Origin of the sequence: Marinactinospora thermotolerans DSM 45154 (assembly GCF_900167435.1) — a bacterium.
In the GTDB taxonomy this organism is placed as follows: Bacteria; Actinomycetota; Actinomycetes; order Streptosporangiales; family Streptosporangiaceae; genus Marinactinospora; species Marinactinospora thermotolerans.
In genome coordinates this window covers 47437-60691 of sequence record NZ_FUWS01000012.1, presented here as the reverse complement: position 1 = coordinate 60691, position 13255 = coordinate 47437, and the positions used below count along the sequence as shown (strand labels likewise).

12 protein-coding genes are annotated in these 13255 nt (G+C 70.7%); 9 read left to right on the top strand and 3 right to left on the bottom strand.

Going from position 1 to position 13255, the window contains the following annotated elements; all coding sequences use genetic code 11:
- Positions 1-318: 318 nt before the first annotated feature.
- The 7 genes from B5D66_RS20180 to B5D66_RS20150 all read left to right on the top strand — a co-directional run bounded on the left by B5D66_RS20180 (position 319) and on the right by B5D66_RS20150 (position 5701).
- Positions 319-519 (top strand): CsbD family protein, encoded by a 201-nt coding sequence (locus B5D66_RS20180; protein ID WP_078763366.1) that lies wholly within the window; start codon positions 319-321, stop codon positions 517-519.
- Between the two features lie 210 nt (positions 520-729).
- Positions 730-906, top strand: a complete 177-nt coding sequence (locus B5D66_RS20175; protein WP_078763365.1) for a CsbD family protein — start codon at positions 730-732, stop codon at positions 904-906.
- Between the two features lie 294 nt (positions 907-1200).
- Positions 1201-1641, top strand: a complete 441-nt coding sequence (locus B5D66_RS20170) for a hypothetical protein (protein ID WP_078763364.1) — start codon at positions 1201-1203, stop codon at positions 1639-1641.
- A 239-nt stretch (positions 1642-1880) separates the two neighbouring features.
- Positions 1881-3089 (top strand): benzoate/H(+) symporter BenE family transporter, encoded by a 1209-nt coding sequence (locus B5D66_RS20165; protein WP_078763363.1) that lies wholly within the window; start codon positions 1881-1883, stop codon positions 3087-3089.
- 457 nt (positions 3090-3546) lie between these two features.
- Positions 3547-4515, top strand: coding sequence for an SEC-C metal-binding domain-containing protein (locus B5D66_RS20160; protein WP_078763362.1), 969 nt, complete (start codon positions 3547-3549; stop codon positions 4513-4515).
- Between the two features lie 394 nt (positions 4516-4909).
- Positions 4910-5197, top strand: coding sequence for a hypothetical protein (locus B5D66_RS20155; RefSeq protein WP_144390225.1), 288 nt, complete (start codon positions 4910-4912; stop codon positions 5195-5197).
- Between the two features lie 66 nt (positions 5198-5263).
- Positions 5264-5701: a (deoxy)nucleoside triphosphate pyrophosphohydrolase gene (locus B5D66_RS20150; protein ID WP_078763489.1), complete on the top strand. Its 438-nt coding sequence runs from the start codon at positions 5264-5266 to the stop codon at positions 5699-5701.
- Positions 5702-5748: 47 nt separating this feature from the next.
- Here the strand turns inward: B5D66_RS20150 and B5D66_RS20145 are convergent, their stop codons facing one another.
- The gene (locus B5D66_RS20145; RefSeq protein WP_078763360.1) at positions 5749-6795 is read right to left on the bottom strand and encodes an iron-siderophore ABC transporter substrate-binding protein; all 1047 of its coding nucleotides are present in this window, start codon (positions 6793-6795) and stop codon (positions 5749-5751) included.
- Between the two features lie 345 nt (positions 6796-7140).
- Between B5D66_RS20145 and typA the strand changes: the two genes are divergently transcribed.
- Entirely contained in the window at positions 7141-9027 is a 1887-nt protein-coding gene (typA, locus tag B5D66_RS20140) for a translational GTPase TypA (RefSeq protein WP_078763359.1), read from the top strand.
- 257 nt (positions 9028-9284) lie between these two features.
- A complete protein-coding gene (locus tag B5D66_RS20135; RefSeq protein WP_078763358.1) occupies positions 9285-10460 on the top strand; it encodes an FAD-dependent monooxygenase in 1176 nt (391 codons plus the stop codon).
- Positions 10461-10491: 31 nt separating this feature from the next.
- On the opposite strand, the gene B5D66_RS20130 is transcribed toward B5D66_RS20135, so the two are convergent.
- Both B5D66_RS20130 and B5D66_RS20125 read right to left on the bottom strand, forming a co-directional pair.
- Positions 10492-11343 (bottom strand): succinate dehydrogenase/fumarate reductase iron-sulfur subunit, encoded by an 852-nt coding sequence (locus tag B5D66_RS20130; RefSeq protein WP_078763357.1) that lies wholly within the window; start codon positions 11341-11343, stop codon positions 10492-10494.
- Complete coding sequence (locus tag B5D66_RS20125; protein ID WP_078763356.1) at positions 11340-13250, bottom strand: fumarate reductase/succinate dehydrogenase flavoprotein subunit; 1911 nt, start codon at positions 13248-13250, stop codon at positions 11340-11342. Before B5D66_RS20125 ends, B5D66_RS20130 begins: the two co-directional genes overlap by 4 nt.
- Between the last annotated feature and the right edge of the window lie 5 nt (positions 13251-13255).

Sequence of the window (13255 nt, the reverse complement as noted above, 5' to 3'; positions counted from 1 at the left end):
GGCGACCATCCGTGCCGGCGCAACACGTTCCCGTGGTCACGCGGCCGTTTCGCGGCGGAACTCGCGCGCCGGCGGGAGGACGAACCGGGGCGCCGCCCCGACAGGAGGGCGGCCTCCGATCTCGGGGGCGGGGAAGCATGGTGCAGGGGCCGACCGGCGGGCGCTCTCCTCTCCTCACCGTGCTCCTGGAACGGTCGGTGACCGGCTCACGGCGCTCCTCCCGGTGCTTCCTCGCGCATGAAAGAGCTCAGGCGAGGCAGGGGATGGAGAAGGGGCGACCAGCCGTGGTCGGCTCGTACGAGTACCAAGGGGGACCAAATGGGGGATGGAAAGGCCCAGGGCAAGGGCGAGCAGATCAAGGGCAAGCTCAAGGAGGCCGCGGGCAAGGCCGTCGGCGACGAGAGGCTCAAGGCCGAGGGGAAGACCGAGCAGGCCAAGGGCAACGTGCGCGAGACGGCGCAGAACGCCGAGGACACCGTACGCGGCACGATCCGGGGCGCCCGCGACGACAAACGCTGACCGCTCGAACGCGGCATATGTGTTCCGCGTGTCGTGCGACCGGGACGGTGACCCTGCCAGGTCACCGTCCCGGTCGCGTTCCAAGGTGCTTTCGTCCTTTGGATGGGATCGCGGCCGAAAAGGATGCATGAAACCCCGGGAAACGCGGCAGGGGAAGGACACGAGGTCCGTTCTCCGATCCGGACCGACCATTCTCCGCTGGAGGTCCACGTGAACGCCGGCAGAAAGGCCGACAGCAAGATCCAGCAGCTCAAGGGCAAGGCCAAGGAGGCCGCGGGCAGGCTCACCGGCGACCGCCGTCTGGCCGCAGAGGGCCGGGCCGATCACGCCGAGGGGAAATTCCGCCAGGCCGGACACACCATCATGGACGTGTTCAGGAAGAGGTGACGCGGCGCCCGTGGGTGATCGCAGGAGCGGCGAAGCCGGTGGGCTCCGCCGCTCGTCTGTGCGGGCCGAAGAGGACGGACGTGACGTGACCCCGCGGCCACCCGTTCCGACGATCGTGCCGTCCGGGCCGCGATCCGGCGCTGTTTCGGAAAGGCATCCGAAAAAGACGGCTGGGGCGTTCCGTAAACCGTGTAGATCGTTTTCCCTATCGGATGGCGTTTTCCCGACCCGGGAATGAAGGATCTGAATTCGGAGAGGGAAGGGAAAAGGAAAAGCGCTCCGAGGAGGAGATCGATGAACCCCCCGATGCCTACCACGCTCAAAGTGGCGAGAGTGCTGCTCTTCATCACCGGAGGCGCCGCCATCGTCCTCGCCGGATTCGCCCTCCTGGGGATCTCCCTGTTGTCGGACTCCCCGTCCGGGGGAGCGGGGGTGCCCGAGAGCGCCGTCCCCGCCACGATCTTCTCGTCGGTCTGGCTCGTCGCCTACGGGATCCTGTGCGTCGTGCTCGGTGTCGTCATGCGCAAGGGGCGCCGCTGGACATTTTGGACAATCGTCGGAATTCAGGGGCTCTCCCTGGTGATGGCCCTGGTCTCCCTGTCGTCCGGCTGGTCGGGTTGGGCGCAGCTTGTCATGCCGATCATCCTCCTCGCGCTCGTCCTGGTCACCCCGTCACGGGAGTTCTTCCTGCACCGGCGCTCGGGCGCGCCGGTGCGAGGGGCCGGCGGGGCCTGAACCGGCCGCGGTGGGCGGTACGCGCGGGGGCGTGGCCTGGTGGGCCGCGCCCCCGCCGTCGTGACCGTGAGGTGGGAACGCAGGAGAGGGCCGCCCCGGGGAAAGGCATGACAAGAGGGCGTCGGTAGGATCACCGGACCCTTTCCCCTCGCGGCCGTGGCGGCGTCCGGTGGGTGGCCGGCGGTCGCCCTCGGCTCCGGCTTCGCGGTCGGGTTCCCCGTCGTGGAACGCAGGTGCCCATGTCCGATTCCTCTCGCCTCGCCGGTTCCGAGCGCCTCCACCTCGCGGGAGCGGGGCTGGTCGCCGCCCTGGTCGGATTCTCGAGCTCGTTCGTCATCGTCCTCGCCGGGTTGCGGGCGGTGGGCGCCACCCAGGCCCAGGCCGCTTCGGGGTTGTTCGTCCTGTGTCTGGCCATCGGGGTGGCGATGCTGTGGCTGGGGCATCGGTACCGGATCCCCATCACCCTGGCCTGGTCCACCCCGGGCGCGGCGCTGTTGGCGAGCACGGGCGAGGTGGCCGGTGGATGGCCGGCCGCGGTGGGCGCGTTCCTACTGGTCGGCGCCCTTGTTGTGCTCAGCGGCCTGGTGGCCCCTTTGGGGAGGGCGATCTCCCAGATCCCGGTTCCGCTGGCTCAGGCCATGTTGGCGGGGGTGTTGCTGAGCCTGTGCCTGGCCCCGGTCCAGGGGGTGGCACAACAGCCGCTGCTCGTCGGCCCGGTGGTGCTGGTGTGGCTGGTGATGTTGGTGGTGGCGCGACGCTGGGCGGTCCCCGCGGCGTTGTTCACGGCCTTGGTGGTGGCCCTGGGGGCGTTGCGCGGTGGTGGCGCCGGTGTCGATCCGGCGGTCCTGCTCCCGGTTCCGGAGTGGACGACGCCGGCCCTGACCTGGCAGGCGGTCGCGAGCGTGGCCCTCCCGCTGTTCGTGGTCACGATGGCGTCGCAGAACGTGCCCGGAACAGCGGTGTTGGCCTCGTTCGGCTATCGGACGCCGTGGCGCTCGGCGATGGTGACGACCGGGGCCGCCACGGTTCTGACGGGGCCGTTCGGCGGGTTCGCGGTGAACCTGGCGGCGATCAGCGCCGCGTTGGCGGCGGGGCCGCAGGCCCATCCCGATCCGGCCCGGCGGTGGCGCGCGGCCGTCGCCGCGGGCTGGTCCTATCTGCTCCTGGCGGTCCTGTCGGCCGCGCTCGCCGCGGTGATCGCCGCCGCGCCGGCGGGCCTGGTGGAGGCCGCCGCCGGGCTCGCGCTGATCACGACCCTGGCCGCGTCTCTGAAGGGGGCGCTGGAGGAGGAGTCCTGGCGGGAGGCCGCCGCGGTGACGTTCCTGGTGGCCGCGTCGGGGGTGACCGTCGCCGGTATCGGTTCGGCGTTTTGGGCTCTGCTGGCCGGATTGCTGATGCGCGGGATCTCCGGCGGGCCGTGGCGCGCGAGGTCCACCGCCCCGCGGTGAGTGTGAGATGGGTCTCCGCGGCCTGGCCGGCGCGGGGCGGGCCGGGGGGCGACAGGTGCCTCATAAGGGGATAGAGAGGACGTCCTGCCGCTGATATTCGCGAAACTACCTAAAAAGCTACATAGTCCGCGATTCCATTTTTGATTTGTGCAGCACGCCCGTATTCGTCCGCGGAATTCGTGCAAGGTGCCCAATGGAATCCGTCCCCCGACGGTCTAGCGTTGGGCGTGCGGTCGCGTGGAGTCCTCCCCCTTATCCGACGTGTCACCGCGGGTCATGGCCCCCGCCCGACCTCCCTCCCAGGGCGCGGGCCATGTGGGCCGGGGCTGCCTGAACTTCGGGGGCTATTCTGCGAAACCCCTCCCTCGCAGAATGGGCGCGGGGCAGCCCCGGACCAGTACTCATCGATTTCCGGGTTTTCGCCTCCCGGTTCCCAACGTCGGTTTAGGCTCCCCTCATGAAGCTGAAACCGGGGGCGGGCCTGCTCGTCGGGCGGTCTCGGGAACAGGTCCGGGCCGAGGCCCTTCGCCTGGAGGCCGATGCGGAGGCATTCCCCGGCGACCGCGGCGAGATCCTGTGCGAGGCGGCGGGACTGTGGCACCGCCTGGGCGAGTCCGACCGGGCACTCGACCTGTGCGCGCGGGCGATCGCGTGCGGGGAGGAGGGGGTCGGATTCGCGCGGTTGCGGCGTATGGAGGTCTTCGCGGCCGAGGAACGCTGGGAGGAGTTCGAGGCCGAGCTCGGGGCGCTCAGAAGCGGCCGGATCGGGATCGGTCCCGCCCATCTCGTGGCCGAGCTGCTGGAGTCCCTGGGGCGGTATCGCGCCGCACTGGAGTTCTACGACCTCGCCTGCGCTCCGTTGCGGACCGATCTGGATCGGATCGATCCGGACGACCTTCCCAGGTACCTGGTCCAGTTCGAGTCGGCCGAGGGGCGGGCCCGCACCCGGGCCGCGCTGGGCATCGCACCCGACGACCTCGACGCCGTCGTCGCCCGTTCCTACGAGGAGGAGTCCGAGCCGTTCAACGGTGTCGACTGCGCGGCCCCCCAGCCCGTGGCCGGGCCGCCGGTGGCCGCCTTCGTGCCGCGCTCGGACCTGGCCCGGGCGTACGGGCGGGGGGTGTTGCTCCCGGGGGAGCTCGCCTCGGATGAGCCCGCCCATTACTTCGGGGTGCTGGAGCGCGAGTGGTGGGCGTTCGGTGGCCGGATCGCCCTGCTTCCGGTCCGCCTTGACGACTACCTCGGATTCGCCGCGCGGGCGGTCGCCGATCCGCGTTCGGGCCGCACCTGTGAGGAGTACCTGCGTCACCTGCTGGAGCGCCGGGTCGCACTCGCCTGGCCGCCGCGGCGGAACGCGCCCTGTTGGTGCGGGGCGGCGGCGAAGTACAAGAAGTGCTGTGGTTCCCTCTGGCGTCCTGGACGCTGACGCCCGCTCACTCCCCCTAGAGGGCGTCAGCCCCCGGGCACCGGCCGACCGTCCGGTGCCCGGGGTTTTCGTTCGGCGCGGGTGAGCGCGTGTCACCGGAGGTCGTGTGCCATGGCCTGCCCAGCCTGAAACGGAACGTAGCCAAACTGCAGAGCGGATGACCGTAATGGAGACCGGTGTTCTGGGAGGGGGAGAAGAGGGTGGGGAACCGCCCTGTTCCGAGCGAGTCTCCGTAATCAATTAGTAATGAAAATGAAAACGGAACGTTTACGCTTTCGGCCGGTACGGGTATGAGCCACGCTGGCAGCGGGACCGCACCTGCATGCCGCACCTCCTCGCAGTCATCACGGGTGTCCGGGGGCATCCGTGCGACCTCATGGAAAGGCACGCATCCGTGGGCACCATCTCGTGGATCGACGGCTCTCACCCTGCGACTCCCGCCGAGGCCGTCAGCATGCTGCACAGCTACCTCACAGCGGCGGGGGTGGAGCGGCTCTACGCCGCGAGCCGGACGACGGTCGCGTCGCTGTCCATTCGCGCGGGTCTCACGGTGTGGTGCATGAACGGGATGTTCCGCTGGCAGGACGAACTGGGACGCACGGTGACCCACTCGGCCGACGACCCCGAAGGCGCGGCGCGCCAGCTGTGCGGACTGGCGCAGCCGCTACGCGCCGCGGCCTAAGGCCGGACCGGGCCAATGTCCACCGCGTGCCTGTGGCGTCACAGCAGTTGAGTAGCGTTGGACGTCATGACCGAACCCCTGATCGTCGTCGGCGCCGCGATCGTCCGTGACGGCGCCCTCCTCGCCGCCCAGCGCGCCGAGCCGCCGCAGATGCGGGGTCGTTGGGAACTGCCGGGCGGCAAGGTCGATCCCGGCGAGACCGACGAGGCGGCGCTGGTCCGCGAGTGCGAGGAGGAGCTGGGCGTCCGGGTCCGCCTGCTGGAGCGCATCGGCCGGGACGTCGCCTTCCCGCAACGTCCTGGCGCTCCGCCGGCGCTGCTGCGGGTGTGGGTGGCCGACCTGGTCGAAGGGGAGCCGCGGCCGTTGGAACACCTGTCGTTGCGCTGGCTGTCGGCCGACGCGCTGCACGACGTCGACTGGCTGCCCGCCGACCTGCCCTTCCTCTCCGCCATCCGCCCCTATCTGGAAAGCGACGACCCCGTGGCCGGCGCCCGGGGCGGTTGAGCCGGCCGGGGCGGCACGGGGTCGTCTCGGTGGGAGCGCCGACGGTCTCAGGCCTTGCCCTCGGCGGCCTTGACGAGGTCGGGCAGGAACTGGTCGACCGCCCACGGCAGGCTCAGGGGGCTGACCGCGGACATCGCCATGGCCACCGCGTCGTCGTCGAACGCGACGTAGCCGCCGTCCTGCACCGCGGGGATCTGCTGGAATACCGGGTTGGCCTCGGCGGCCTCGCGCGCGTCCGCGCTGTTGTACCACATGACCATCACGTCGGCGTCGACCTTGTCGGCGTTCTCCATGCTCGTGGTGCCGAAGAACTGGCCTTCGGCCACGTCGAGCTGCTCGGTGATGCCCGCGGGGGCGAACCCGAGCTGCTTCATCACCTCGGCCCGGGGCTCACCGTCGATGTAGAAGGCGAGCTGCCCGTCCTGGGTGACGGTGCCGAAGGCGAAGGTCTTCTCCGCGAACTGGGGGTGCTGCTCGGCGATCCCGTCGATGTAGGCGTTGGTGTCGTCGACGAGCTGCTGCGCCTCCTCCTCCATGCCGACGGATCGGCCCACCGCCACGGTCTGGTCCTGCCAGGCGGTCTGCCAGGGCTTGTCCAGGTAGGGGATGGTCGGGGCGATCTGGGAGAGCTGCTCGTATTGGTTCTCCTCAAGGCCCGATTGGACTCCGAGGATGAGGTCGGGGGCGAGCGAGGCGACCTGTTCGACCGGGATGCCGTCGTCGTTGCTGATCAGCGTGGGCTTCTCGCCGCCGAGTTCCTCCAGCTTCTCGGCGTCCCACTCCAGCAGACCGTCCTCGCGGGCGCCGAAGGTGGACTCGGCGATGCCGACCGGGACGATGTCGAGGGCGAGCAGGGTGCCCTCGTCGGACCAGCCGACGGTCACGACCCGTTCGGGCTTCTCGGTGATCTCGGTGCTGCCGAAGGCGTGCTCGATGGTGACGGGGAAGGCGCCCGATCCCTCTCCGGAGGGCGCGGCGGTCTCTTCCTCGGTGGTGTCCGTACCGCAGCTGCTGAGGGCGATCGCGGCGACCGCGGCCACGGCCCCGGCGCGCAGGCCCCGGACGCGCCGGCCTGTCGGATGACTGAACAGCATGGATGACCCCCAGGTAGGAGAGGTGGTGTCCGCGGGCGGACGGAGCCGGGCGTGCGGCGGCACGACGGATCCACCCGCCCGTAAGGGTGAGGTTTGGCTATCCTAAGTCGGAGAGGGGGTTCTTGTCGCGTCAGGGTCCTTCGAGAGCGGGGAGCGGGAATAGCGGACCTGGTGACTCCGTTTCGTTGGGTGACGCGGCGCCCTCGACGGGCGGCCCGAAACCGCCATCGCGCCGTCGTCCCACGTGACTTGCCCGTTTCCCGGGGGGCAGGCCATCACCGCATAGACTGATGGACGGCCGCGGGAATCGCGGTGTTCCCCAGCAGATGAGATCGAGACTTTCGCATGTCCACCGCCACGCCCGAAGGCTCCGCCCGCCGCACCGACCTTCGTAACGTCGCCATCGTCGCCCACGTCGACCACGGTAAGACCACCCTCGTCGACGCCATGCTCTGGCAGTCCGGCGCGTTCCGCGCCAACCAGGACGTCGACGAGCGCGTCATGGACTCCAACGACCTGGAGCGCGAAAAGGGCATCACCATCCTCGCCAAGAACACGGCCGTCCACTACACGACGCCCGAGGGTGAGGATGTCGTCATCAACATCATCGACACCCCCGGCCACGCCGACTTCGGCGGCGAGGTCGAGCGGGGCCTGTCGATGGTGGACGGCGTCGTGCTCCTGGTCGACGCGAGCGAGGGGCCGTTGCCGCAGACGCGGTTCGTGCTTCGCAAGGCGCTGGCGGCCAAGCTCCCGGTCATCCTGGTGATCAACAAGGTCGACCGCCCCGACAGCCGTATCGCCGAGGTCGTCGACGACACCTACGAGCTGTTCCTCGACCTGGACGCCAACGAGGACCAGATCGACTTCCCGATCGTCTACGCCTGCGCCCGTGACGGCAAGGCGTCCCTGGAGCGCCCCGACAACGGCTCGGTGCCCGACAACGACGACCTCCAGCCGCTGTTCCGCACCATCTTGGAGACGATCCCGGCACCGGAGTACACGCCGGGAGCGCCGTTGCAGGCCCACGTCACCAACCTGGACGCCTCCCCGTTCCTGGGCCGTCTGGCGCTGTGCCGGATCCACCAGGGCGAACTCCGCAAGGGCCAGCAGGTCGCCTGGATCAAGGCGGACGGGTCCACCCAGCAGGTGAAGATCACCGAGCTGCTCATGGCCGAGGCCCTGGAGCGCAAGCCCGCCGAGAAGGCGGGCCCCGGTGACATCGTCGCCATCGCCGGCATCCCCGACATCATGATCGGCGAGACGCTGGCCGACCCCGAGGACCCGCGCCCGCTGCCGCTCATCACCGTCGACGAGCCCGCCATCTCGATGACGATCGGCACCAACACCTCACCCCTGGTGGGACGGGTCAAGGGGGCGAAGGTCACCGCGCGCCTGGTCAAGGACCGCCTCGACCGCGAACTGGTCGGCAACGTGTCGCTGCGGGTGTTGCCGACCGACCGTCCCGACGCCTGGGAGGTTCAGGGCCGTGGTGAGCTCGCCCTGGCGATCCTGGTCGAGCAGATGCGCCGCGAGGGTTACGAGCTGACCGTGGGCAAGCCGCAGGTGGTCACCAAGGTGATCGACGGCAAGGTCCACGAACCTGTCGAGCGCCTCACCGTCGACGCGCCGGAGGAGTACCTGGGGGCGATCACCCAGCTCCTCAGTGTCCGCAAGGGGCGGATGGAGCAGATGACCAACCACGGCACCGGTTGGATCCGCATGGACTGGCTCGTGCCCTCGCGCGGCCTCATCGGCTTCCGCACCGAGTTCCTCACCGAGACCCGCGGCACGGGCATCGCCCACCACGTCTTCGAGGACTTCGAGCCGTGGTTCGGTGAGCTGCGTACCCGCCAGAACGGCTCCCTGGTCGCCGACCGTTCCGGCTCGGCCATGACCTACGCCATGTTCAACCTCCAGGAGCGGGGCATCCTGTTCGTCGAGCCCGGCACCGAGGTCTACGAGGGCATGATCGTCGGTGAGAACGCGCGCGCCGACGACATGGACGTCAACATCACCAAGGAGAAGAAGCTCACCAACATGCGCTCCTCCACGGGGGAGGAGCTGGAGCGCCTGGTGCCGCCGCGCAAGCTGTCGCTGGAGCAGGCCCTGGAGTTCTGCCGCGAGGACGAGTGCGTCGAGGTCACGCCCGAGGCCGTGCGCATCCGCAAGGTCATCCTGGACCAGAAGGAGCGCGCCCGTATCACGGCGCACAAGAAGCGCTCCTCCTGACGGAGGTCCCGACGTCGAGCGCGGAGCGTCGCCCCGAGGGGGTGGCGCTCCGCGCTTTTCGCGTTCGGCGGGGAGGTCCGTCCGCTCCGGTGGCGCTGTCGGGATGGGAATGACGAGCTGGAAGTCCGGCTTGGGCCAGAAGTCCGGAAAAACGGGTGATCCATGGCGCGTCCAGGGCCGGCCCGCCTAGCCTGGGGCATCAGGGCCCTTCCGGCATCCGGCGCCCAGGGGCCTCAGCCAATCCGGAGGTCGGCTCCATGGCACAACCGCACGCGGTCGTGGTCGGAGGCGGTATCGGGGGCCTGGCCGCCGCCGTGGCCCTGTACCGCAAGGGGTGGGCGGTGACCGTGTGCGAGCGCGCGCCGGCGCCCGACCCCGCCGAGGTCGGGTTGGTCCTGGCCCCCAACGCGCTTCGGGCGCTCGACACCCTCGGGTTGGGGGGTGCGGTCCGCGCGCGGTCGGCCCACATCTCGGGGATCGAGATCCGCCGGGGGGACGGGCGTCGCCTGCTGCGCCTGGCATCCCGCGCCAGACGCGGCTTCGACGGCGGGGCGCACGTGCTGCTCCGCTCCGACCTCGTCGACCTGCTGCTCACCCGCCTGCCGGCCGGCGTGGTGCACACCGCCACCGCGGTGTCCAGCGTCGAACCCGGCGACACCCGCAGGCTCGCCCGGGTCGGCACCGAGGCGGGCGAGGTGAGCGCCGACCTCGTCGTCGCCGCCGACGGCCTGCGCTCCGCCGTCCGTTCCGCGCTGTTCCTGGAGCACCCGGGACCGGTCTACGCCGGTTTCACGACCTGGAGCGCCGTCGTGCCGGACGCCGGTGTCCCGGTCGCCTTCGGCGAGACCTGGGGGCGGGGCGGCCTTGTCGGGGTGCTGCCGTTGCCCGAGGGACGCCTCCACTGCTACGCCACCGCCAACGCCCCCGCGGGCGAGAACGCCGGGGACGAGAAGGCCGAGCTGCTCGGCCGGCTGGCCGTCCGGCACGACCCGCTGCCGGCCCTGTTCGCGGCCGCGCCGTCGGAGTCCGTGCGCCGTGGGGACGTCTGGCACATCGACACCCCGCCGCCCGCCTACCACAAGGGGCGCGTCGCGCTGCTCGGCGACGCCGCGCACGCCATGACCCCCAACCTCGGGCAGGGGGCGGGGCAGGCCATCGAGGACGCGGTCGTCCTCGCCCACCACGTCAACGGCTCCACCGCCTACCTGCCGACCGCGTTGCACTCCTACACCGAGGCCAGGATGGAGCGGACGGCCCAGACCGTGCAACGGTCGGCGCAGCTCGCCGAGGCGGTGCAGAGCGAGTCCCCCTCGGCCGTCCGCCTCCGTGACGTCGGCGCGGGACTGCTCGGCCGGCTGGCGCCGGGGACGGTGACCCGCTTCCTGGACCGGCTCTATGACTGGCGTCCTCCCGTCGAACCCGCTCGGGTGTGACCCTTCCCCTGGCGGGGCGTGGGCGCCGCCGTCATGTCGTGTCCGGTCCGGGCTTTCGGCGGGGTTCCCCGGTCCGGGGGGCGGCGGCTCGGCCGTCCTGCCGGACGCCGGGCGGGATCGGGGTGTCCTGTGACGCCGGGCGCAGCCCGATGCGCCGGCCGAGCCACACCAGGGGGTCGTAGCGGCGGTCGGCCACCCGCTCCTTCAGGGGGATCAGCGCGTTGTCGGTGATCTGGATGTTCTCGGGGCACACCTCGGTGCAGCACTTGGTGATGTTGCAGTAGCCGAGCCCGAACTCCTCCTGGGCGATCTTGCGCCGGTCGGCGGTGTCGTAGGGATGCATCTCCAGTTCGGCGACCCGCATCAGGTAGCGCGGCCCGGAGAAGTGCGCGGTGTTGTCCTCGTGGTCGCGGATGACGTGGCAGACGTTGTTACACAGGAAGCACTCGATGCACTTGCGGAACTCCTGCTGGCGCTGGACGTCGGCCTGTGACATCCGGAACTCCCCGGGACGCGTCGCCGGGTCCGGGGTGAACGAGGGGATCTCGCGCGCCTTGCGGTAGTTGGCGGACACGTCGCAGACCAGGTCGCGGATGACGGGGAAGGTGCGCATGGGGGTGACGGTCACCGTCTCGCCGGGGGCGAAGAGGTTCATCCGGGTCATGCAGGCCAGCCGGGGACGCCCGTTGATCTCGACCGAGCACGAACCGCATTTGCCGGCCTTGCAGTTCCACCGCACCGCCAGGTCCGGCGCCGCGGTGGCCTGGAGCCGGTGGAGGACGTCGAGGACGACCTCCCCCTCCTCGACCGCGACGGTGTAGTCGACCAACCGGCCCTCGCCGCCCTCGCCGCGCCACACGCGCAGTGTCGTTTCGCCGTTCACGCGCCTTCCTCCTCGTCCGTGTCCTCGGGGGAGCCGTCCGCGAGTTCCTCCTCGGTCAGGTACTTCTCCAGCTCGCCGCGTTCGAACAAAGCGAGCAGGTCGCGGCGCATCGGCGGCGTCCGGCGGTGTTCCACGACGACGTCCGAGCCGTCGAGCCGGGCGGCCAGGGTGATCCGGCGCCACCGCGCCGACATCCGGGGGAAGTCGTCGCGGGTGTGGCCGCCGCGGGACTCTTCGCGTTCCAGGGCGCAGCGGGCGACGGCCTGTGACACCAGCAGCATGTTGCGCAGATCCAGGGCCAGGTGCCAGCCCGGGTTGTAGCATCGGCCGCCTTCGACGCGGACGCCGGCGACGCGCGCGTCGAGCTTCTCCAGCCTGGCGATGGCCTGCTCGATCTCCGCTCCGTTGCGGACGATGCCGACCAGGTCGTTCATCGTCCGCTGGATCTCGCGGTGCAGCAGGTAGGGATTGTCGCCTTCGGATCGGGAGAGGGGGGCCGTCGCCGCGGTGGCCGCCTCGGCGACCGCCGCGGCGGGGACGGCGGGCCGGTCGGCTCCCAGCGAATCGAGGTAGGCGGCCGCCCCCAGACCGCAGCGCCGGCCGAAGACCAGCAGGTCGGACAGGGAGTTGCCGCCCAGCCGGTTGGAGCCGTGCATTCCGCCCGCGACCTCGCCGGCCGCGAAGAGCCCCGGCACCGACGCGGCCCCCGTCTCGGCGTCGACGGCGACGCCGCCCATCACGTAGTGGCAGGTCGGTCCGACCTCCATCGGCTCGGCCGTGATGTCGACGTCGGCCAGTTCCTTGAACTGGTGGTACATGGAGGGCAGCCGGCGGGTGATCTCCTCGGCCGACAGGCGTTCGGACACGTCCAGGAACACCCCGCCGTGGGGGGAGCCGCGCCCCTCCTTCACCTCGGTGTTGATGGCCCGCGCGACCTCGTCGCGGGGCAGCAGTTCGGGGGGCCTGCGGTGGTTGCGCGGGTCGGTGTACCAGCCGTCGGCCTCCTCCTCGGACTCGGCGTACTGGGCGCGGAACACCTCGGGCACGTAGTCGAACATGAACCGTTTCCCCGCGGAGTTGCGCAGCACGCCGCCGTCCCCGCGGACCGATTCGGTGACGAGGATGCCGCGCACCGAGGGCGGCCAGACCATGCCGGTGGGATGGAACTGGACGAACTCCATGTTGATCAGTGCCGCGCCGGCGCGCAGCGCGAGCGCGTGGCCGTCACCGGTGTACTCCCAGGAGTTCGATGTGACCTCGAACGACCTGCCGATGCCGCCGGTCGCCAGGATCACCACCGGCGACTCCAGCAGCAGGAACTCCCCGCTGTCGCGGAGGTAGCCGAAGGCCCCGGCGACACGTCCGTTGTCGGTGACCAGTTCGGTGATCGTGGTCTCGGCGTGCACCTTCAGCATGGCCTCGGGGTCACCGTACTCGGCGGCGTCGGCCTGTTGGAGCTGGACGATCCGCTGTTGGAGGGTGCGGATCATCTCCAGCCCGGTGCGGTCGCCGACGTGGGCGAGGCGCGGGTACTCGTGGCCGCCGAAGTTGCGCTGGCTGATCCGGCCGTCCTCGGTGCGGTCGAACAGGGCGCCCCAGTACTCCAGTTCCAGGATGCGGTCGGGGGCCTCGCGGGCGTGGAGTTCGGCCATGCGCGGGTCGTTGAGGAACTTGCCGCCGCGGATGGTGTCGCGGAAGTGGACGCGCCAGTCGTCGTCGGAGGCGACGTTGCCGAGCGCCGCGGCGGCACCGCCCTCGGCCATCACGGTGTGGGCCTTGCCGAACAGTGATTTGGACACGATCGCGGTCCGCAGGCCGTGGAGGCGCGCCTCGATGGCGGCGCGCAGTCCGGCCCCGCCGGCGCCGATCACCACGGCGTCGTAGGCGAGGCGCGTCGTCTCGGTCATCTGCC

Excerpts from the sequence above, each read along its gene's own strand:
- B5D66_RS20180 (WP_078763366.1), top strand. The coding sequence starts at position 319 with ATGGGGGATGGAAAGGCCCAGGGCAAGGGCGAGCAGATCAAGGGCAAG.
- B5D66_RS20125 (WP_078763356.1), bottom strand. The coding sequence starts at position 13,250 with ATGACCGAGACGACGCGCCTCGCCTACGACGCCGTGGTGATCGGCGCC.
- B5D66_RS20135 (WP_078763358.1), top strand. The coding sequence starts at position 9,285 with ATGGCACAACCGCACGCGGTCGTGGTCGGAGGCGGTATCGGGGGCCTG.
- B5D66_RS20150 (WP_078763489.1), top strand. The coding sequence starts at position 5,264 with ATGACCGAACCCCTGATCGTCGTCGGCGCCGCGATCGTCCGTGACGGC.
- typA (WP_078763359.1), top strand. The coding sequence starts at position 7,141 with ATGTCCACCGCCACGCCCGAAGGCTCCGCCCGCCGCACCGACCTTCGT.
- B5D66_RS20165 (WP_078763363.1), top strand. The coding sequence starts at position 1,881 with ATGTCCGATTCCTCTCGCCTCGCCGGTTCCGAGCGCCTCCACCTCGCG.
- B5D66_RS20145 (WP_078763360.1), bottom strand. The coding sequence starts at position 6,795 with ATGCTGTTCAGTCATCCGACAGGCCGGCGCGTCCGGGGCCTGCGCGCC.
- B5D66_RS20170 (WP_078763364.1), top strand. The coding sequence starts at position 1,201 with ATGAACCCCCCGATGCCTACCACGCTCAAAGTGGCGAGAGTGCTGCTC.
- B5D66_RS20160 (WP_078763362.1), top strand. The coding sequence starts at position 3,547 with ATGAAGCTGAAACCGGGGGCGGGCCTGCTCGTCGGGCGGTCTCGGGAA.